Genomic DNA, 21,783 nt, shown 5'->3' on the forward strand with positions numbered 1-21,783 from the left:
AAAAATGCCAGTCATTCGACTGGCATTTTCATTCTAAGGCTTAAAGGCTATTACTGGCCTTTGATCTCTTTACGACCGTTGTATGGTGCTTTTTCGCCCAGAGCTTCTTCGATACGAATCAGCTGGTTGTATTTAGCAACACGGTCAGAACGGCTCATAGAACCGGTTTTGATCTGGCCTGCAGCGGTACCAACAGCCAGGTCAGCGATGGTAGCGTCTTCAGTTTCGCCAGAACGGTGAGAGATAACAGCGGTGTAGCCAGCGTCTTTCGCCATTTTGATCGCAGCCAGAGTTTCGGTCAGAGAACCGATCTGGTTGAATTTGATCAGGATGGAGTTAACGATGCCTTTCTCGATGCCTTCTTTCAGGATCTTGGTGTTGGTTACGAACAGATCGTCACCAACCAGCTGGATTTTGTCGCCCAGTACTTTGGTCTGGTATGCGAAACCAGCCCAGTCAGATTCGTCCAGACCGTCTTCGATAGAAACGATTGGGTACTGTTTGGTCAGGTCTTCCAGGAAGTGAGTGAACTCTTCAGAGGTGAACGCTTTGTTGCCTTCGCCAGCCAGAACGTATTTACCGTCTTTGTAGAATTCAGATGCTGCACAGTCCATCGCCAGGGTGATGTCTTTGCCCAGCTCGTAGCCAGCAGCTTTAACTGCTTCTGCGATTACTGCCAGTGCTTCTGCGTTAGAACCCAGGTTTGGCGCATAACCACCTTCGTCACCAACAGCAGTGTTCATACCTTTAGCTTTCAGAACTTTAGCCAGGTTGTGGAACACTTCAGAACCCATGCGTACCGCTTCTTTCAGGGATTTCGCGCCAACTGGCTGAATCATGAATTCCTGAATATCAACGTTGTTGTCCGCGTGCTCACCACCGTTGATGATGTTCATCATTGGTACTGGCATGGAGTATTTGCCTGGGGTGCCGTTCAGTTCAGCAATGTGTTCGAACAGTGGCATACCTTTCGCTGCAGCTGCTGCTTTGGCGTTCGCCAGGGAAACAGCCAGGATTGCGTTCGCACCGAAGTTAGATTTGTTTTCAGTACCGTCCAGATCGATCATGATCTTGTCGATGCCAGCCTGGTCTTTGGCGTCTTTGCCAAGGATTGCCTGAGCAATAGGACCGTTTACAGCGCCAACCGCTTTCAGTACGCCTTTGCCCATGAAACGGGATTTGTCGCCATCGCGCAGTTCCAGCGCTTCGCGGGAACCAGTAGAAGCACCTGATGGAGCTGCTGCCATACCGACGAAACCACCTTCCAGATGAACTTCGGCTTCAACGGTCGGGTTACCACGGGAGTCGATGATTTCACGACCGATGACTTTAACGATTTTGGACATTAGATTTTCCTCAGTACAAGTTAAACTAAAACTCCAGACAAACAACGCGTACCAGGGGTACGCGTTGCCGTTCTAACTTTTTTTACTTCGCCTGACGCTTCTGGTAGTCGCTGGCGGCCTTCACGAAGCCTGCAAACAGCGGATGCCCGTCACGTGGCGTTGAAGTAAATTCCGGGTGGAACTGGCAGGCGACAAACCACGGATGGTTTGGCACTTCAATGATCTCGACTAACTGATCATCCCCGGAGCGGCCCGCAACACGCAGACCCGCGGCTTCAATTTGTTTCAACAACATGTTGTTGACTTCATAGCGGTGACGATGGCGTTCGGTGATGGTTGACTCGCCATACAGCTTGCGAACCACGCTATCGTCGGACAGCTGGCAGGCCTGTGCGCCAAGACGCATGGTGCCACCCAGATCGCTCTTCTCGGTACGGACTTCGACGTTACCGTCTTCGTCACGCCATTCAGTGATAAGCGCCACTACAGGGTACTTACAGTCTGGCACAAATTCCGTAGAGTTCGCGTTTTCCATTCCCGCTACGTTGCGCGCAAATTCGATCAGCGCAACCTGCATACCCAGACAGATGCCGAGGTATGGAATATTGTTCTCACGCGCATAGCGCGCGGTAGCGATCTTGCCTTCTACACCACGGTAGCCGAAGCCGCCAGGGATGAGAATTGCATCCAGATCTTTCAGGATTTCAACGCCACGCGTTTCAACATCCTGCGAATCAATCAGCTTGATATTCACGGAGACACGGTTCTTCAGACCACCGTGTTTCAGCGCTTCGATCACTGACTTATAGGCATCCGGCAGTTCGATATACTTGCCGACCATACCGATAGTCACTTCACCAGCCGGATTAGCTTCTTCGTAAATAACCTGTTCCCATTCGGACAGATTTGCTTCTGGGCAGTTCAAGCTGAATCGTTTACAAATATAATCGTCCAGGCCCTGTGATTTCAACAGGCCCGGGATTTTATAAATGGAATCGACATCTTTCATTGAAATAACGGCTTTTTCAGGCACGTTACAGAACAATGCAATTTTCGCACGTTCGTTCGCCGGGATAGCACGATCGGAACGGCAAACCAGGATGTCAGGCTGAATACCAATGGAGAGCAGCTCTTTCACCGAGTGCTGAGTCGGTTTGGTTTTCACTTCACCTGCGGCTGCCATGTAAGGCACCAGCGTCAGGTGCATGAACAGCGCGTGTTCACGACCAATATCCACCGCCAGTTGACGAATCGCTTCCAGGAATGGTAAGGATTCGATATCCCCTACAGTACCGCCGATTTCAACCAGCACCACGTCATGCCCTTCGCCACCGGCAAGAACACGTTCTTTAATTGCGTTCGTGATGTGTGGGATAACCTGCACGGTCGCGCCCAGGTAGTCACCACGGCGCTCTTTACGCAGAACGTCGGAATAGATGCGGCCAGTCGTGAAGTTGTTACGACGGGTCATTTTGGTGCGGATGAAACGCTCGTAGTGGCCAAGATCCAGATCGGTTTCAGCGCCGTCTTCAGTAACGAACACTTCCCCGTGTTGGGTTGGGCTCATGGTGCCCGGATCGACGTTGATGTACGGATCCAGTTTCATCATGGTCACATTGAGGCCACGGGCTTCAAGAATGGCCGCGAGGGAGGCTGCGGCAATGCCTTTACCCAGAGAGGATACGACCCCGCCGGTCACAAAAATATAGTTCGTTGTCATGCTGAACCTGAGAAGTTAGGGTGAAACGATGGAATAACCAGGACGGGAAAGTAGTATACCCGAACACGGCGAGCGCCACAAACTTTCATTCTCCATCTCCATTCCAGGCCATGACAAACATAAGGAGTGAGAAAATAGCCCGTTTTGGGTAAATGTTTTTGACGCAAATCAAGCGCTTGTCATTTAAAAAATCACACAAATTGCGCTTGATCGCAAAAATCCGTTAGAGATCAGATTCCTGGCGTTTTACTTCCTGCCAGACTTCTTCCATCACATCGAGGTCTACACCGGTCATTTCCAGGCCACGCGAGGTCACAATCCGTTCAACTTCGCGAAAACGACGCTCGAACTTAATGTTGGCTTTTTGCAGCGCGGTTTCCGCTTTTACGCCCAGGTGGCGTGAAAGGTTGACAGTCGCAAACAGCAGATCGCCCATCTCCTCTTCCAGCTTTGCTTCATCCACCACTGCCTGCTGCGCTTCGTGCATCACTTCGTCTATCTCTTCATGCACTTTGTCCAGTACCGGGCCGAGGGACGTCCAGTCGAACCCGACTGCAGAGCAGCGTTTCTGAATTTTATGCGCGCGCATCAGCGCGGGCAGACTCAGAGGAATATCGTCCAGCGCGGAGTGCTGGGATTTCTCTGCACGCTCGGCGCTTTTGATTTGTTCCCAGCGGACCAGCACTTCCGCGCTGTTCCCTGCAGTGGCATCACCAAAAATATGGGGGTGGCGGTGCTCAAGCTTGTCGCTGATGGCGGCACAGATGTCGTCAAAGTTAAAGCGCCCTTCTTCCTGCGCCATTTGTGCATAGAACACCACCTGGAACAGCAGATCGCCCAACTCGCCGCGCAGGTCGTCAAAATCTTCACGAGAGATGGCGTCCAGCACCTCATAGGTCTCTTCAAGTGTGTACGGGGCGATGGTGGCGAAAGTCTGCTCTTTGTCCCACGGACAGCCGTTTTCCGGGTCCCGAAGACATTTCATGATGCCGAGCAGGCGGTCGATTTGAGTCATAGTGTTTTCCATTAAAAAAACAAGCCGGGTGGCGGCAAAGCCTTACCCGGCTTACAGAAGAGTGTGTTTAACCGCCGTGCAGACGACGCGCGTCAATCACATCCGGCACCTGGTTCAGTTTGCCAAGCACGCGGCCCAGCACCTGCAGGTTATAGATTTCGATGGTCATATCGATGGTAGCAAGCTGCTCGCGGGTATCGCTGCGGCTGGCGACGCCCAGCACGTTGACCTTCTCGTTAGCAAGAATGGTGGTAATGTCGCGCAGCAGCCCGCTGCGATCGTTGGCAGTAACGCGCACCACCAGCGAGTAACCCGCGGAATAGCTCTCGCCCCAGACCGCTTCCACGATGCGCTCAGGCGCATGCGATTGTAGCTCGGCAAGCTGGTCGCAGTCGGAGCGGTGAATCGAAATTCCGCGCCCCTGGGTGATAAAGCCGACGATATCGTCGCCCGGGATAGGCTGGCAGCAGCGCGCAATGTGGTGCATAAGATTGCCTACGCCTTCCACCACCACGCGACCATTGTCTTTGCTGCGCTGCTGCGGGGCATAGGTTTTCTGCTGCAACTGCTTCAGCGCGGCTGCATCCTGCTCTGCCGCACTCGGCTTATTGAACTGCGCCTGCAGGAAGTTCACCATCTGATTCAGACGGATATCGCCGCCGCCAATGGCCGCTAACAGCTCATCAAGCTCGTTAAAGTTGTAGCGCGGCAGCAGGAACTTCTCCGCCTCTTTCAGGCTGATGCCAATATGCTCCAGCTCATCATCAAGGATCTGACGACCCGCAAGGATGTTCTTGTCACGATCCTGTTTACGGAACCAGGCGTGAATTTTGGAACGCCCACGGCTGGTCGTCACGTAACCCAGGTTTGGATTCAGCCAGTCCCGGCTCGGGTTTGGCTGCTTCTGGGTGATAATTTCAATCTGGTCGCCCATCTGCAGCTGGTAGGTGAACGGTACAATGCGCCCGCCGATTTTCGCCCCGATACAGCGGTGCCCCACATCACTGTGGATATGGTAGGCAAAATCGAGCGGTGTAGAGCCCGCAGGCAGATCAACGACATCCCCTTTCGGGGTAAAGACATACACCCGGTCGTCAAAGACCTGGCTGCGCACCTCGTCAAGCATCTCGCCGGAGTCGGCCATCTCTTCCTGCCACGCAATCAGCTTACGCAGCCAGGCGATGCGATCTTCATGGCCGGAACGCGCCCCACCGGAGGTGCCTTCTTTATATTTCCAGTGCGCGGCAACGCCCAGTTCGGCGTCTTCGTGCATCTGTTTGGTGCGGATCTGAATTTCGACCGTTTTGCCGCCAGGGCCGAGCACAACGGTATGAATAGACTGGTAGCCGTTAGGTTTCGGGTTCGCGACATAGTCATCGAACTCATCCGGCAGGTGTCGGAAGTGCGTGTGCACTATCCCCAGCGCGGCATAGCAGTCCTGCAGACGCTCCGCCACGATACGTACCGCGCGCACGTCAAACAGCTCGTCAAAAGCGAGATGTTTCTTCTGCATTTTGCGCCAGATACTGTAGATGTGCTTTGGTCGACCGTAGACTTCGGCACGCACATTCTCTTCTTTCATTGACTGACGCAAACCGCTGACAAACTCCTCGATATAATGCTCGCGGTCGATACGGCGCTCATGCAGCAGTTTGGCAATGCGTTTATATTCCGCCGGGTGCAGGTAGCGGAAGCAGTAATCTTCCAGTTCCCATTTCAGTTGACCAATCCCTAAACGGTTTGCGAGCGGCGCATAGATGTTTGTACACTCTTTGGCAGCCAGCACGCGCTCGTCTTCCGGTGCATCCTTCACTTCACGCAGATGGGCAATACGCTCGGCAAGTTTGATGACCACACAGCGGAAATCATCCACCATGGCCAGCAGCATGCGGCGAACGTTATCGACCTGTTCTGAAGAGACAGAGTCAGTGTGCGCAGCCTTAAGCTGGCGGATGGCAGCCATATCGCGTACGCCGTGGATCAGCGCCACGACCGATTTTCCAACGCTTTCGCGCAGTACGTCTTCAGTGACGACGTCCGCATCGGCAAGCGGGAACAGAAGCGCGGCCTGCAACGTTTCGATATCCATGTTCAGCATGGATAAGATTTCAACCATCTCCACGCCGCGCCATAAGAGAAGATCGGCATCCTGATGCCCCTGCGTGGTGCGCAAACAATAGGCCCAGGTTTCGGTTAAGCGTTCACACGACTGCTGGCTGGAAATTCCCAGACTTGCGATCCATTTTTGTGGGTCAAATTCCCCAGCTTTATTAAGATGTGCACTTCTTACCGCAACCATTGTCCTCTCCTTTAGGGACCAGGGCCTGTCGAAGTCGACAAGCCAAACAAATTAGATGTGCTCGAACAACACCATCGATTCCAGATGTCCAGTGTGCGGGAACATGTCCAGCATTGCCAGACGCCGAATCTGGTAACCCGCACTGATTAATGCCTCACTGTCACGGGCAAGCGTTGCCGGGTTACAGGAAACATAGACCACACGCTTCGGCGCGAGTTTAATAATATGTGCCATGACACCCGGTGCACCAGCACGAGCCGGGTCGAGTAAAATTTTATCAAAGCCCTGCTTCGCCCACGGCTGTTGGGTGACATCTTCCTCAAGATTTTGATGAAAGAAGGTCACATTTTGCAAGCCGTTCTGCTTTGCGTTCTCCTGCCCTTTAGCCACCAGCGCCTCAACACCTTCCACGCCGACGACGCTGGCGGCTTTTTGCGCCAACGGCAGCGTGAAGTTACCCATTCCGCAGAACAGATCGAGCACCCGATCGCTTTTCTGAACATCCAGCCACGCCAGCGCTTTCTCAACCATCTGCTGATTAACGCCATCATTTACCTGAATGAAATCCCGCGGGCTGAACGTTAAGCGTAGTCCGTTTGACGCATACCAGGGCGCGTCACCTGTAACCTGCTCAAGTATCTCGCTTTGTGGTGCCAGGAAAAGCGCCAGGTCGTGGGAATGCGAAAAGTGTTCCAGTTTTTCGCGATCTTTTTTCGACAACGGCGTGGTGTGGCGCAAAACCATCAGCGGGCCATTATTTGCCATGACCAGTTCGACATGCCCAAGGTGGCGAACACCCTCCAGCCCGGAGAGACAAATGCGCACTTTTGGAAGCAATACCTCAAGATGGGGCACCAAAACAGGGCAATGCTTCACATCAACGATATCGCTGGAGCCGGCTTTGCGAAACCCCATCTCCAGCCGCTCAGTTTTTGGTTGAAAGCTGAGACTCAGGCGCGCACGGCGGCGATAACCCCACGCCTCACCGGCAATAATCTCGCTTACGTCATGTTTAAGCAGACGCGCCAGGGCGCTGCTTTTGCTTTTTTGCTGTAATTCTGTGCTCGCATGCTGTTGCTGACAGCCTCCGCAGATACCAAAGTGCGGGCAACGAGGTTCCACACGCTGCGGGCTATCGTTGAGGCGACGCTTCACCTGTCCACGGGCGTACTGCCGTTTATCTTCTGTCAGCGTAATTTCTGCTCGTTCTGTTGGCAGTAAACCTGTTATAAACAGAGTCTTACCATTATGTCGAGCAACCCCCTGGCCAAAAGGATCCAGGTCCGTAGCTTCAACAGTGATGATTTGACGCGTCGTCACGCGTCGTTTTGCAGAGTAGAATTGCGCCATCGCCGAGATTTTTCTCACATAAACATAATTATCTTAATTGTCCCATAACGGAACGCCATGACCAACTACAGCCTGCGCGCGCGCATGATGATTTTGATCCTCGCCCCCACCGTTCTTATCGGTTTGCTGCTGAGTATCTTCTTTGTGGTGCATCGCTATAACGATTTGCAGCGTCAACTGGAAGGTGCTGGCGCCAGCATCATCGAACCGCTGGCCGTTTCCAGTGAGTATGGGATGAACCTGCAAAACCGCGAGTCCATTGGTCAGTTAATCAGCGTGCTCCACCGTCGTCACTCGGACATTGTTCGTGCCATTTCCGTTTACGACGAACATAACCGTCTGTTTGTGACCTCGAATTTTCATCTCGATCCGGCGTCCCTGAAAATCCCTGACGGCACACCGTTCCCGCGCCAGCTCACAGTGCTTCGGCGCGGGGATATCATGATCCTGCGCACGCCGATCATTTCAGAAAGTTATTCACCCGATGAGTCTGCGCAATCCGACGCCAAATCCAGCAATAATATGCTGGGATATGTCGCACTGGAGCTGGATCTCAAGTCGGTACGGCTACAGCAGTACAAAGAAATTTTCATCTCTGGCGTGATGATGTTGTTCTGCATCGGTATTGCACTGATCTTCGGCTGGCGTCTGATGCGCGATGTGACGGGGCCCATCCGCAACATGGTCAACACGGTTGACCGTATTCGCCGGGGTCAGCTCGACAGCCGCGTTGAAGGGTTTATGCTGGGCGAGCTGGATATGCTGAAAAATGGCATCAACTCGATGGCGATGTCTCTGGCGGCGTATCACGAAGAGATGCAGCACAACGTTGACCAGGCCACGTCTGACCTGCGCGAAACGCTGGAACAGATGGAGATTCAGAACGTTGAGCTGGATCTGGCGAAAAAGCGTGCGCAGGAAGCGGCACGTATTAAATCTGAATTCCTTGCCAATATGTCACACGAGCTGCGTACACCGCTCAATGGTGTGATCGGCTTTACCCGCCTGACGCTGAAAAGCGAGCTTAACCCGACTCAGCGCGACCATCTGCACACTATCGAGCGCTCCGCTAACAACCTGTTAGCGATCATTAACGACGTGCTGGACTTCTCCAAGCTGGAAGCAGGCAAGCTTATTCTGGAGAGTATCCCGTTCCCGTTGCGGAGCACACTGGATGAAGTGGTCACGCTTCTCGCACACTCCTCGCACGATAAAGGGCTGGAGCTGACACTTAACATCAAGAACGATGTGCCGGATAACGTCATTGGCGACCCGCTACGTCTGCAGCAGGTTATTACTAACCTTGTCGGAAATGCCATTAAGTTCACCGAAAGCGGTAACATCGACATTCTGGTGGAAAAACGTTCTATCAGTAATAACAAGGTTCAGATTGAAGTGCAGATCCGCGATACCGGCATCGGTATCCCTGAGCGCGATCAGTCGCGGTTGTTCCAGGCGTTTCGTCAGGCAGACGCCAGTATCTCCCGCCGTCATGGCGGTACTGGTCTGGGGCTGGTGATCACGCAGAGACTGGTGAATGAGATGGGAGGAGATATCTCTTTCCACAGCCAGCCGAACCGGGGGTCAACCTTCTGGTTCCACATTAATCTGGACCTCAACCCGAACGTGCTGACAGATGGTCCGGTGACAGACTGCCTGAAAGGCAAGCGTCTGGCCTACGTCGAGCCTAACGCGGCGGCGGCGCAGTGTGCGCTTGATATTTTAAGCACCACGCCGCTGGAAGTGGTCTACAGCCCAACCTTCTCAGCCCTTGCCGTTGAACACTACGACATTCTGCTGATGGGGATCCCGGTCACTTTCACCGGCGAACTGACCATGCAACAGGAACGGCTGGCGAAAGCCGCGTCAATGACCGACTATCTGCTGCTGGCGCTCCCTTGCCATGCCCAGCTCAATGCAGAAGAGTTGAAGAATGACGGGGCCGCCGCGTGTCTGCTAAAACCGCTTACCGCGACCAGACTGCTGCCAGCGTTGACGGAATATTGCCGTCTTAGCCAGAATGCTCTGCCTCCAATTGACAATGAGCAAAAATTGCCGATGAGCGTGATGGCCGTGGATGATAACCCGGCCAACCTGAAGCTCATTGGCGTATTGCTTGAAGACCAGGTTCAGCATGTTGAACTGTGTACCAGTGGCACGCAGGCGGTTGAACAGGCTAAACAGATGCAGTTCGATTTAATTCTGATGGATATTCAAATGCCGGGTATGGATGGCATTCGGGCCTGTGAGCTGATCCATCAGCTCCCGCATCAGCAGCAGACCCCGGTGATTGCGGTCACCGCGCATGCGATGGCCGGTCAGAAAGAGAAGCTATTGAGTGCCGGGATGAATGATTATCTGGCTAAACCTATCGACGAAGAGAAACTTCATAACCTGTTGTTACGCTATAAACCGGGGCATTCAGGCGGGACGTACACGCCATCTGCCGAGCCAGTTGAGATTAGCGTCAATCAGAACGCGACTTTTGACTGGCAGCTTGCGCTGCGTCAGGCAGCAGGAAAACCCGACTTAGCGCGCGAAATGCTGCAAATGCTCGTCGCGTTTCTACCGGAAATTCGCAATAAGGTTGAAGAGCAACTGGTGGGTGAAAACCCGGACGATCTGCTGGAAGCGATTCACAAGCTGCACGGCAGCTGTGGATACAGCGGCGTGCCGCGGCTGAAAAATCTCTGCCAGTTGCTGGAGCAGCAACTGCGTGCCGGTACGCCGGAATCTGAGCTTGAACCGGAATTTCTGGAGCTGCTGGATGAGATGGATAATGTGACGCGGGAAGCGATGAAAGTGCTGGGAAGCTGAGGTAAAAGCCGGGTGGCGGTTTCGCCTTACCCGGCAATCACAGCTAAAATGCCTGCCCTATTTTCAGCGCCGCCGCGATATTCCTTGCGGCCATCTGGACATTTTCACTGGCATTTTCCAGCGCGTCTTCCAGTGAGCAGATGGTGTAGATCACGCTAAACACCGCATCAATGCCGTGTTCGTGTACCACGCCAACATCCGCCGTCAGACTCCCCGCAATACCGATGACGGGTTTGTTAAAGCGTTTGGCCACTTTCGCCACACCTACCGGGACTTTGCCGTGGATCGTCTGACTGTCGATGCGTCCTTCACCCGTGATCACCAAATCCGCATCGGCCACCTGGTCGGCCAGGTGTAGCGCATCGGTCACGATCTCAATCCCCTGGCGCAACTGCGCACCGCAAAAGGCATACAGTGCTGCCCCCATGCCGCCCGCTGCGCCACCGCCAGCAAGGTTCAACACATCGATATCCAGATCCCGGGCAATGACCCGCGCATACTGAGCAAGCGCGTTGTCCAGGGTGACGATCATCTCGGGTGTGGCCCCCTTTTGCGGACCAAATACGGCTGACGCGCCATCCTTTCCGGTGAGCGGATTAGTGACATCACAGGCCACCTCAATCCGGCACTCAGCCAGGCGTTTATCCAGCCCGCTCAGGTCGATACGCGCGAGTTTTCCCAGCTCGCCCCCGCCCTGCCCAAGAGGCTGTTCACTCGCATCGAGCAATTTAGCGCCCAGCGCCTGCACCATCCCTGCACCGCCGTCATTGGTTGCACTGCCGCCAATGCCAATAATGATATGCTTAACGCCCGCATCCAGCGCATGACGGATAAGCTCACCTGTTCCCCAGGAGGTGGTTCTCAGAGGGTTACGCTGCGAAGGCGCAACCAGCTCCAGGCCGCTGGCCGCTGCCATTTCAATAAAGGCACTCTGCTTATCACCGGACAAACCATAAAACCCGTCCACGTGCTCGCCCAGCGGGCCGGTCACCGGAACATGCATAATGCTTCCCTGCGTTGCCGCAATCATCGCCTCAACCGTCCCTTCGCCACCGTCCGCGACCGGCAGTTTGACGTAAACTGCCTCGGGGAAGATCTCGCGAAAACCACGCTCTATCGCTGTCGCAACCTCAAGCGCACTCAAACTTTCCTTATATGAGTCCGGTGCGATAACAATTTTCATAAGCCATCCTTACGCATCGTTGTTACGTTAAGCATACACCACGCAAATGACCAGCAATGGGAGCGTTCCCTGCACATTTATCGCACCATGCACGGACGTTTATTATCAAATGACCAGCCCGGGATGAGATACTGCATCGCCATCGCATCATCGCGCGCACCCAGGCCATGTTTCTGATACAGCTCGTGAGCTTTCATAACCTGATCCATATCCAGCTCAACACCTAACCCCGGTGTGGACGGCACCTGCACCATGCCCCCTTTGATCTCAAACGGCTCTTTGGTCAGGCGCTGATTGCCTTCCTGCCAGATCCAGTGCGTGTCGATCGCAGTGATCGTACCCGGTGCAGCAGCGGCAACGTGAGTGAACATTGCCAGCGACACATCGAAGTGGTTGTTGGAATGCGAGCCCCAGGTCAGGCCAAACTCATGACACATCTGCGCCACGCGCACTGAACCCTGCATCGTCCAGAAGTGCGGGTCAGCCAGCGGAATATCGACAGATTGCAGAAAAAGCGTATGCCCCATCTGGCGCCAGTCGGTTGCTATCATGTTTGTTGCCGTTGGCAAACCTGTTGCACGGCGGAATTCCGCCATCACTTCGCGGCCGGAGAAACCTTGTTCAGCCCCGCACGGATCTTCCGCATAGGCCAGCACGCCTTTCAGCTGTTTACCAATGCGGATCGCTTCATCAAGAGACCAGGCCCCATTCGGATCGAGCGTTACGCGCGCTTGCGGGAAACGTTTCGCCAGCGCAGATATGGCTTCCGCCTCTTCTTCGCCCGCCAGCACGCCCCCCTTCAGTTTGAAATCGTTGAAGCCGTATTTCTCATAAGCGGCTTCCGCCAGACGCACCACCGCATCCGGAGTCATCGCCTCATCGTGGCGAAGTCGGTACCAGTCGCATTGTTCATCTGGCTGACTCTGATACGGCAGAGGCGTCAGCTTGCGGTCGCCGACAAAGAACAGATAGCCCAGCATTTCCACTTCGCTGCGCTGCTGGCCATCGCCTAACAGTGACGCGACGTTAACGCCCAGGTGCTGGCCTAACAAGTCCAGCATTGCCGCTTCGATACCGGTCACCACATGGATAGTGGTACGCAGATCGAACGTTTGCAGCCCACGTCCAGCCGCATCGCGGTCAGCGAAAGTATTGCGCACGGTATTCAGCACATTTTTGTACTCGCCCAGCGTTTTACCGACAACTAATGGAATGGCATCTTCCAGCGTAGTACGGATCTTCTCCCCACCCGGAATTTCGCCTACACCGGTATGACCGGAGTTGTCTTTGATAATCACGATATTGCGGGTAAAGAATGGCGCATGCGCACCACTCAGGTTCATCAGCATGCTGTCATGGCCCGCAACCGAAATGATCTGCATGGTAGTGACTACGGGGGTAGAAAAAGTGCTCATCGTTCAATCCTTTTATCAGTGACGTCCGAAAACAGGGCGCTTACGGTCAAATGTCCAGCCGGGGATAAGATACTGCATCGGTCCTGCGTCGTTACGCGCACCACCAGGCAGTTTTTTATACGCCTCATGGGCTTTATGAACCTGATCCCAGTCAAGCTCTACACCCAGCCCAGGCGCATCCGGCACAGCAATTTTGCCGTTTTTGATCTCAAGCGGATTATTGGTCAGGCGAGCTTCACCCTCCTGCCAAATCCAGTGGGTGTCGATAGCGGTGGGGTTACCCGGTACCGCCGCGCCAACGTGGGTAAACATCGCCAGCGAAATATCAAAGTGGTTGTTGGAGTGGCAGCCCCAGGTTAGCCCCCAGTCATCGCACAGCTGTGCGACACGTACTGCACCTGAAAGCGTCCAGAAATGCGGGTCAGCCAGCGGAATATCGACAGCGTTCAGCATCACAGCGTGACCCATTTCACGCCAGTTGGTCGCGATCATGTTGGTGGCGACTGGCAACCCGGTGGCGCGACGGAACTCGGCCATGACTTCACGACCCGAGAACCCCTGTTCAGCGCCGCAGGGATCTTCCGCATAGGTCAGGACATTCCCCAGCCCTTTACACAAGCTGATCGCTTCATCCAGCAGCCATGCTCCGTTCGGATCAACCGTGATACGCGCCTCCGGGAAGCGTTTTTTCAGCGCCCGGGCCGTTTCAATCTCCTGCTCACCTGGCAGTACGCCGCCTTTAAGCTTGAAATCTTTAAAACCGTAACGATCCTGCGCCGCCTCAGCCAGCCGGACAACGCTTTCACCGGAGAGCGCTTCCTGATGACGCAGGTGATACCACTCGTGGCTGCCCGGCGAGTGAGCCAGATAAGGCAGGTCGGTTTTGTTGCGATCGCCAACATAAAACAGATAGCCGAGCACCGTCACCGCATCGCGCTGCTTGCCTGGCCCCAGCAATTCGCAGACCGGGACATGCAAGGTCTTGCCCAGTAAATCAAGCAGGGCGGCTTCCAGAGCGGCGACAGCGTTGACGCGCAGTTCAAACGTCCACGCCCCTTTTCCGAAGGTATCAAAGTCTGCCGACTGATTTCCCTTATGTACCTGCTGGACCCCCCTATTCAACCGGGCGATCTCCTGACCCACCACCCGAGGTATGGCATCGACCAGCGTCTGATAAATCACCTCTCCGCCAGGCGCTTCGCCCACGCCGGTATTCCCTGCACTGTCTGTCAGCACAACGATATTACGGGTAAACCAGGCGTTATGTGCGCCGCCAATATTCAGCAGCATACTGTCCTGCCCGGCCACCGGGATGACCTTCATCTCAGTGACGATTGGGCTTGATTGCGTTGTCATCATCCACGCTCCGCAACAGGTTTAAGTTCGACGCGTTTGATATCCCCCACCAGCACCAGGTAACTCAGCACCGCCACCAGCGCATGCACACCCACGTAGATCAGCGCACCGTTGAAAGAGCCCGTCGTGCCGACGATGTAGCCGATAGCGATGGGGGTGACAATCCCGGAGATGTTGCCGAACATGTTGAACAGACCGCCGCTCAGACCACTGATCTCTTTTGGCGCAGTATCTGCCATCACCGCCCAGCCCAGCGCACCGATCCCTTTACCGAAGAAAGCCATCGCCATGAAGCCGATAATCATCCACTCGGTATTTACGTAGTTACAGAACACCATGGTCATGGAGAGCAGCATGCCGAGCACAATCGGCGTTTTCCGCGCAATATTCAGTGAACCGGTGCGGCGCATCAGCCAGTCGGAAATCACCCCGCCGAGCACACCCCCAACGAAGCCGCAGATTGCCGGAACAGAGGCAACAAACCCCGCTTTCAGAATCGACATACCACGCGCCTGCACCAGATAAACCGGGAACCAGGTGATAAAGAAGTAAGTTAAGGCGTTGATGCAATACTGGCCAAGATAGATCCCGATCATCATCCGCGAGCCGACAAGCTGTTTGATCTGTGCCCATTTCTGACTGAACGGGACTTTTGCTTTTGCGGATTTTTGATCCATGTTGATCAGCGCTCCGCCTTCGGCAATGTACTCCAGCTCTTTCTTGTTCACACCGGGATGCTGATTAGGTTCGTGGATCACTTTCAGCCAGATGAAGCTGATGACGATCCCAAGCCCGCCCATGAAGAAGAATACGTGCGACCAGCCCACCTCATGCGTCAGCCAGCCCATGATGGGCGCGAAGATCACCGTTGCAAAGTACTGTGCGGAGTTGAAGATCGCTACCGCCGTTCCCCTCTCCTGCGCCGGGAACCATGCCGCCACAATGCGGCTGTTGCCCGGGAAGGAAGGCGCTTCCGCTAAGCCTACCAGGAAGCGCAGCGTGAAGAGCGCCACGATAATGCCGAAGCCGCTGAAGATATCGACGAAACCCTGCAGCAGGGTGAACATCGACCAGATAAAGATGGACCAGAAATAGACGCGTTTAGATCCAAAACGGTCCAGCAGCCAGCCGCCAGGAATTTGCCCGATAACGTAGGCCCATGAGAATGCAGAGAAAACGTAACCCATGCCCACCGGATCAAGGCCGATGTCTTTTGCCATTTCCGAGCCGGCAATCGACAGCGTGGCGCGGTCACCATAGTTAAAGGACGTGACGATAAACAGCATCACCACTATCCAGTAGCGGGCATTGGTGCGCTTCTCAGCGCTGCTCGCTGCGTGGCTTAATGTACTCATTGTTGCACTCCTGAAACATAGCTTTCGCCTGGTTCATTCTGTACAGCACCGGTAGGGTAATCAGAATGAGATTTGTGTTTTGTCGTTTTGGTACGGCCTGACGCCGTTTTATAGTGACCGGAAAAGTATATGAAGGAGTGACACCGTCTCTCACCGTGCAAAAACACAGTATTAAAGGGGGTGTGAGAGGTTGTTTATGGCATTAGCCCAGGGGAGTTGAAGGTGGTTCACGGAATTGGCGTTTGGTGCGGGATGTACAGCCGGGTGGCGTCTACGCCTTACCCGGCATACAGAACTATTTAAGGAGCGTAGCCCAGTGTTCAACCCATGGGTTCGACTCGCTTTCAGGCTCAGGGTGTTCGCCCGCATCAATCAGCAGCATCTCGCCGACGCGTTGGGCGCTTTGTTCCTGCAGGAGAGCATCGAACTGCTTACCGCCGCCGCAGAAGTTGGCGTAAGAGCTATCGCCCAGCGCAATGATGCCGTAGTGAACGTCCGGCTGATAGCCGAGCTGGTCTTTAATTCCCTGGAAAAGCGGCACGATGCTGTCCGGAAGATCGCCCTGTCCGGTGGTGGAGGTCACCACCAGAATGTATTTATCTTGATACTTTTTCCAGTCTGCCAGTTCCGGGTCTTCATAGACCGTGGCTTTGTGGCCCTGGCTGGCGAGTATTGCCTCAGCCTCTTCCGCAACCAGCAGCGAGTTGCCGTACATTGTGCCGACAAAAATGCCTACTTCAGCCATGATATTTTCCCATATTGAATGCGTTTACTGTTCATCCTGAACGTTGCCCGATACAAACTCAACCCTTTCATTTTCGGGGAGTTGTCCCAGCCAGCCAAACTGTGACAGCGCCTGCATCCAGACGTCGTCCAGCCCCGCGCGTATAGTTAGCGGTTCGCCGGTAAACGGGTGCGTCAGGTTTAGCTCGCTGGCGTGCAACATCAGACGATGGCAACCAAAGTGTTCGGCCGCGCTGCGGTTCTGGCGCAGATCGCCGTGTTTGCTGTCGCCAATAATCGGGTGGCGCAGGTGCGCAAGATGGCGTCGCAGCTGGTGCTTACGCCCGGTTTTAGGCAGAAGCTCAACCAGGCTGTAGCGTGTGGTCGGAAATTTGCTGGTTGCCACCGGCATTTCGGTAGTCGCCATGCCGCGATAATCTGTCACCGCAGGCTGCGGACCTTTATCATCACGGGCAAATTTATCGGCAATTTTGTCCAGCTCCTCCACCAGCGGATAGTCCAGTGTGGCACTTTCCGTAAGCCAGCCACGGACAATCGCGTGGTAGCGTTTCTGGATCTGGTGCTGTTCGAACTGCTGCGCCAGCAGGCGGCCTGCCTCGCTGGACAACCCCATCAGCAGAACGCCGGAGGTCGGCCTGTCGAGACGATGGGCAGTGAAAACATGCTGGCCAATCTGGTCGCGCACGGTTTGCATCACCACGACTTTCTCGTCGCGATCCAGCCAGCTTCTGTGCACCAGCCAGCCGGACGGTTTATTCACCGCCACCAGCCACTCATCCTGATAGAGGATCTCAAGCGTCATGCATCTTCACCGGCAAACAGGGCATCCAGCTTTTCCAGTTCGACCAGCATCACGTCGCGCGCTGGATGCGTCGCCTCAAGCGCCATTTCATAATAGGGAGAAACAGCAAAGGCCTGTGGCAGCGGATGACCGCCTTCCAGCAGTGCGTGCATACGCGGAATTAATACCCACTGGAGCCACTCGAACGGTGCCAGCGTATCCAGGCAGAATGGCTGGGTGCTTGCGAACGCTTCTGGCTGCGGTGCAGTCTCCTGCCACAGCTGATGTTGGCGCAAAAGGGCTTCGATGGCGTGCAACCGGGCACGAACGCGATCGTGTTGCGTCATAGTAACCTCAACTGAAAAAATGAACGGCGCGCAGCATAGCATTGCGGAAGGCAGAAATAAAAAAAGGGAGCACTGTAAAAACAGTGCTCCCGGTTCGTTTCGCAGCATTCCAGCTACAATTCGTGCTCCCTGCTCATCCGTGACAACTTTTCCTGATGCCCGAAGGCCTGGTCATCCGTAAACCGATGCATCCTGCACATATCGTCCTGATATGTTTGTTTCATCCTGAAACATCCTGGCCTTCCTGACCCACCGCTCATCCTGACCGGCTCTCATTCTCCTTCCTGGAGGTGTCCCTTACGCATCCTGCGTTATCCTTTTGCTTCATCCTGAAGCCTTCCTGCAGCGCCATCCTGACGTGTCCTGAGTAAGAAACGCCATCATCCTGATGTTCGTTTCTCGTGTCGGCGTCCTGTCGACGGAGATAGAATCCGCTATTCCGCTTCGTCTTACAACCCACCCTGTCAGTTGTGTAAGCCTTAAGAAAGCGCTAAAAGTCATGCAATGAACAAGTAATCCATTGAAAAACAGAGTAATATTAATCTTAATTAAATAAGGTAATACTGAATGTTCCAGCGATCTCTCACAAACCTTGTAAGAGATCTCTCACACGCGCTGTAGCATCAAGGATTACAGCAATGGCTCAATTTGGGTAAGGAAATCCGCAAGAGAGGGGGCGAGGATCTCGCGATTGCGGGTACCAATTGTCTCTTTAACCACTTCACCAGACAAGTTACAGACGGATATTACATCCAGTTCGCTATCCAGCGTGGCAATAAAGAGTGTCGGAGAAAGCTTAAGGCGCTTTTGCGTGACCAGATGCCCAATCAGGTTTTCCTGAACACGCTGCAGATCGTCTTCACTCCAGGTCTGCAACAGGGTCAACGTAATATCAGCAAAGCGTGCAGGCATATCCCCTGCAAATTGCGTGGTATAAAACGCATGAACGGCAGATTGTATCACAATATCCATTGCCCGTTCAACCGCATTTACTTTTTGCTCACCGGGATTGGGCTTCGGCTGCCAGATCACGTAATCATCCTGAGAAGAGATAATGCACGGTGACGGCACGCCATATAAATCAGTACTTTGTGGCCATGTGTCATGCTTTTCATGCCATGCATCGCAATAACGGGTCGTGAAGGTAGTGAGGGCATTTGCAGTTTCGATGTCCACCGATTTCTCTCTTCTTGTAAGACAGGATAAACTCAGGCCATAAGTGTACCTGTAAAGTGGCTATGAAACATGTCTTACGAAAATCATCAGGCGTTAACCGGCTTAACGCTGGGTAAATCGACCGATTACCGCGACACCTACGATGCAAGCCTGCTGCAGGGTGTGCCGCGCAGCCTGAATCGCGATCCTCTGGGTTTACACGCGGATGCACTGCCGTTTGTCGGCGGAGATATATGGACGCTGTACGAACTCTCGTGGCTTAACGCTCGCGGTTTGCCGCAGGTGGCGGTGGGCCATGTTGAGCTGGATTACGCCAGCGTTAATCTTGTTGAGTCCAAAAGTTTTAAGCTCTATCTCAACAGTTTTAACCAGACAAAATTCAATAGCTGGGACGACGTTCAGCACACCCTGGAACGTGATTTAAGTGCCTGCGCTCAGGGCAACGTAAGCGTTTCATTGTATCGTCTGGATGAACTCGAAGGGCAGCCCATTGCCCACTTCAACGGTACCTGCATCGACGATCAGGATATCGAGGTGAACAGCTACGAATTCAGCACCGATTATCTCGAAAACGCGGCGAGCGGGAAGGTGGTCGAAGAGACGCTGGTCAGCCATTTGCTGAAGTCCAACTGCCTGATTACCCATCAGCCGGACTGGGGTTCCGTGCAGATCCAGTATCGTGGCCCGAAAATTGACCGGGAAAAACTGCTGCGCTATCTGGTGTCGTTCCGTCATCACAATGAATTCCACGAGCAGTGCGTGGAGCGCATCTTTAATGACATTCAGCGTTTCTGCCATCCTGAGACGCTGAGCGTTTACGCACGCTATACCCGACGTGGTGGGCTGGATATTAACCCGTGGCGCACCAATACCAATTTTGTGCCTGCGACTGGCCGTCTGGTACGTCAGTAACATAAATATTTTCATAATATACGGGCGGTATTCCGCCCGAAGTGTTGTGAAATCTCATAAGCCAGGGCTATTGTAATCAACAGGGAAAGACGATAATCGTCCCGTAAGGAGCTCACTTGATTACACATATTAGCCCGCTTGGCTCAATGGATATGTTGTCACAGCTGGAAGTGGACATGCTTAAACGCACGGCCAGCAGCGATCTTTATCAACTGTTTCGTAACTGTTCACTTGCCGTACTGAACTCCGGAAGCCTGACAGATAACAGTAAAGAACTACTGTCCCGCTTCGAAAGCTTTGATATCAACGTGCTGCGCCGTGAGCGTGGTGTGAAACTTGAAGTGATTAACCCGCCAGAAGACGCCTTCGTCGACGGGCGCATTATTCGCTCACTTCAGGCCAACCTGTTTGCCGTGCTGCGTGACATCCTGTTTGTTAACGGGCAGATCCACAACGCAGGCCGTTTCCAGCATCTCGACCTGGAAAGCTCTGTTCATATCACCAACCTGGTGTTCTCGATTTTGCGAAACGCTCGTGCCCTGCACGTCGGCGAAGCACCGAACATGGTCGTTTGCTGGGGCGGCCACTCCATTAACGAAACCGAATATCTCTATGCCCGTCGGGTGGGAACGCAACTCGGCCTGCGTGAACTGAATATCTGTACGGGCTGTGGCCCAGGGGCAATGGAAGCGCCAATGAAAGGTGCCGCGGTTGGACATGCGCAACAGCGTTACAAAGAGGGGCGATTTATCGGTATGACCGAACCGTCAATCATTGCTGCTGAGCCACCTAACCCGCTGGTTAATGAGCTGATTATCATGCCGGATATCGAGAAACGTCTTGAGGCGTTTGTCCGTATCGCCCACGGCATAATCATCTTCCCGGGCGGTGTGGGAACAGCGGAAGAGTTGCTTTATCTGCTGGGCATTCTGATGAACCCGGCCAATAAAGATCAGGTTCTGCCGTTGATCCTTACCGGGCCAAAAGAGAGCGCCGACTACTTCCGCGTGCTGGATGAGTTCATCGTGCATACGCTGGGGGAATCCGCGCGTCGTCACTATCGCATCATCATTGATGATGCAGCAGAAGTGGCTCGTCAGATGAAAAAAGCGATGCCGCTGGTGAAAGAGAATCGTCGTGATACCGGCGATGCTTACAGCTTCAACTGGTCAATTCGTATTGCTCCGGACCTGCAGATCCCATTCGAACCTACGCACGAGAATATGGCGAACCTGAAACTCTACCCGGATCAACCGGTGGAAGTCCTGGCTGCCGATCTGCGTCGTGCCTTCTCCGGGATTGTGGCGGGGAACGTGAAAGAGATGGGCATCCGCGCCATTGAACAACATGGTCCGTACAAAATTCACGGTGACCGGGAGATGATGCGTCGCATGGACGATATGCTGCAGGGCTTTGTCGCCCAACACCGCATGAAGCTGCCAGGCTCTGCCTACATTCCTTGCTACGAAATCTGCACTTAACGCTTAGCGTCTTCTCTTTAAAGCCGGGTCGTCATACAACGCGTCCCGGCTTTTTTATTACCGAAGCAATTCATATAGCTCGCTTATATCTTTTACAAATCACACCAGAACGCAAACGATTACCTTGATTTTACAACCGTAAGTTATCAGCCTTAATCCAAATTACCCGCCAGAAAATACTAAAAACCCGTTTCTTTACAGCTAAAGACACCTATATCACGGGCCTGTCTTTCAGCTCACATGTCGTTAGTGGTAGCCTTCGCGCCCGTAAATTCTCTTTGATGTTTTTTTAACAGATAAATGGTCTAAAGATGCCCACATCATAAGTGGATTATTGCATTTGAGATCGCGATCACTGATAGATTCATAACGAGAATGTATCTTTCCGCCCGCCAATAGTTACGGGTGAAAATTATTAAAAAACCGTCACTGAACGAATTTCATATTACCGTCAGGCACTTTTTCATCGGATTTGACTTAAAACCT

At 53.7% G+C, this 21,783-nt stretch carries 16 protein-coding genes; 3 read left to right on the plus strand and 13 right to left on the minus strand.

Annotated features, from left to right (window positions below; genetic code table 11):
* Positions 1-50: 50 nt before the first annotated feature.
* From eno to rlmD, 5 genes are all read right to left on the minus strand, one after another.
* Entirely contained in the window at positions 51-1,346 is a 1,296-nt protein-coding gene (gene eno, locus ACJ9Y9_RS18775) for a phosphopyruvate hydratase (protein WP_028016878.1), read from the minus strand.
* Between the two features lie 82 nt (positions 1,347-1,428).
* Positions 1,429-3,066: a glutamine hydrolyzing CTP synthase gene (gene pyrG / locus ACJ9Y9_RS18780; RefSeq protein WP_028016879.1), complete on the minus strand. Its 1,638-nt coding sequence runs from the start codon at positions 3,064-3,066 to the stop codon at positions 1,429-1,431.
* Positions 3,067-3,289: 223 nt separating this feature from the next.
* Positions 3,290-4,081, minus strand: a complete 792-nt coding sequence (gene mazG / locus ACJ9Y9_RS18785; RefSeq protein WP_028016880.1) for a nucleoside triphosphate pyrophosphohydrolase — start codon at positions 4,079-4,081, stop codon at positions 3,290-3,292.
* Between the two features lie 67 nt (positions 4,082-4,148).
* Positions 4,149-6,380, minus strand: a complete 2,232-nt coding sequence (gene relA, locus ACJ9Y9_RS18790; RefSeq protein WP_028016881.1) for a GTP diphosphokinase — start codon at positions 6,378-6,380, stop codon at positions 4,149-4,151.
* 51 nt (positions 6,381-6,431) lie between these two features.
* The gene (rlmD, locus tag ACJ9Y9_RS18795) at positions 6,432-7,730 is read right to left on the minus strand and encodes a 23S rRNA (uracil(1939)-C(5))-methyltransferase RlmD (protein ID WP_028016882.1); all 1,299 of its coding nucleotides are present in this window, start codon (positions 7,728-7,730) and stop codon (positions 6,432-6,434) included.
* Positions 7,731-7,787: 57 nt separating this feature from the next.
* Between rlmD and barA the strand changes: the two genes are divergently transcribed.
* On the plus strand, positions 7,788-10,547 hold the full coding sequence (barA, locus tag ACJ9Y9_RS18800) for a two-component sensor histidine kinase BarA (protein WP_028016883.1): 2,760 nt from the start codon (positions 7,788-7,790) through the stop codon (positions 10,545-10,547).
* A gap of 43 nt (positions 10,548-10,590) precedes the next feature.
* Here barA and ACJ9Y9_RS18805 read toward each other — a convergent pair whose 3' ends face one another.
* The 8 genes from ACJ9Y9_RS18805 to syd all read right to left on the minus strand — a co-directional run bounded on the left by ACJ9Y9_RS18805 (position 10,591) and on the right by syd (position 18,904).
* On the minus strand, positions 10,591-11,730 hold the full coding sequence (locus ACJ9Y9_RS18805; RefSeq protein ID WP_028016884.1) for a glycerate kinase: 1,140 nt from the start codon (positions 11,728-11,730) through the stop codon (positions 10,591-10,593).
* 77 nt (positions 11,731-11,807) lie between these two features.
* The gene (gudD, locus tag ACJ9Y9_RS18810; protein ID WP_028016885.1) at positions 11,808-13,145 is read right to left on the minus strand and encodes a glucarate dehydratase; all 1,338 of its coding nucleotides are present in this window, start codon (positions 13,143-13,145) and stop codon (positions 11,808-11,810) included.
* 15 nt (positions 13,146-13,160) lie between these two features.
* Positions 13,161-14,501: an enolase C-terminal domain-like protein gene (locus tag ACJ9Y9_RS18815; RefSeq protein WP_028016886.1), complete on the minus strand. Its 1,341-nt coding sequence runs from the start codon at positions 14,499-14,501 to the stop codon at positions 13,161-13,163.
* Positions 14,501-15,856, minus strand: a complete 1,356-nt coding sequence (gene gudP, locus ACJ9Y9_RS18820) for a galactarate/glucarate/glycerate transporter GudP (RefSeq protein WP_028016887.1) — start codon at positions 15,854-15,856, stop codon at positions 14,501-14,503. The genes ACJ9Y9_RS18815 and gudP overlap by 1 nt, the downstream gene beginning before the upstream one ends.
* Before the next feature lie 295 nt (positions 15,857-16,151).
* Positions 16,152-16,601 carry a flavodoxin gene (locus ACJ9Y9_RS18825; RefSeq protein ID WP_028016888.1) on the minus strand — a complete coding sequence of 150 codons (450 nt, stop codon included), beginning with the start codon at positions 16,599-16,601 and terminating at the stop codon, positions 16,152-16,154.
* A 24-nt stretch (positions 16,602-16,625) separates the two neighbouring features.
* Positions 16,626-17,402: a tRNA pseudouridine(65) synthase TruC gene (gene truC, locus ACJ9Y9_RS18830; protein WP_028016889.1), complete on the minus strand. Its 777-nt coding sequence runs from the start codon at positions 17,400-17,402 to the stop codon at positions 16,626-16,628.
* Positions 17,399-17,728: a YqcC family protein gene (locus ACJ9Y9_RS18835; RefSeq protein WP_028016890.1), complete on the minus strand. Its 330-nt coding sequence runs from the start codon at positions 17,726-17,728 to the stop codon at positions 17,399-17,401. Before ACJ9Y9_RS18835 ends, truC begins: the two co-directional genes overlap by 4 nt.
* 630 nt (positions 17,729-18,358) lie before the next feature.
* Positions 18,359-18,904: a SecY-interacting protein gene (gene syd, locus ACJ9Y9_RS18840; RefSeq protein WP_028016891.1), complete on the minus strand. Its 546-nt coding sequence runs from the start codon at positions 18,902-18,904 to the stop codon at positions 18,359-18,361.
* Between the two features lie 69 nt (positions 18,905-18,973).
* Between syd and queF the strand changes: the two genes are divergently transcribed.
* Positions 18,974-19,816, plus strand: a complete 843-nt coding sequence (queF, locus tag ACJ9Y9_RS18845; RefSeq protein ID WP_028016892.1) for an NADPH-dependent 7-cyano-7-deazaguanine reductase QueF — start codon at positions 18,974-18,976, stop codon at positions 19,814-19,816.
* A gap of 116 nt (positions 19,817-19,932) precedes the next feature.
* Positions 19,933-21,297: a nucleotide 5'-monophosphate nucleosidase PpnN gene (ppnN, locus tag ACJ9Y9_RS18850; RefSeq protein WP_028016893.1), complete on the plus strand. Its 1,365-nt coding sequence runs from the start codon at positions 19,933-19,935 to the stop codon at positions 21,295-21,297.
* Positions 21,298-21,783 lie beyond the last annotated feature (486 nt).

Origin of the sequence: Enterobacter sp. CPE_E1241 (assembly GCF_045618265.1) — a bacterium.
GTDB classification, from domain to species: domain Bacteria; phylum Pseudomonadota; class Gammaproteobacteria; order Enterobacterales; family Enterobacteriaceae; genus Enterobacter; species Enterobacter adelaidei.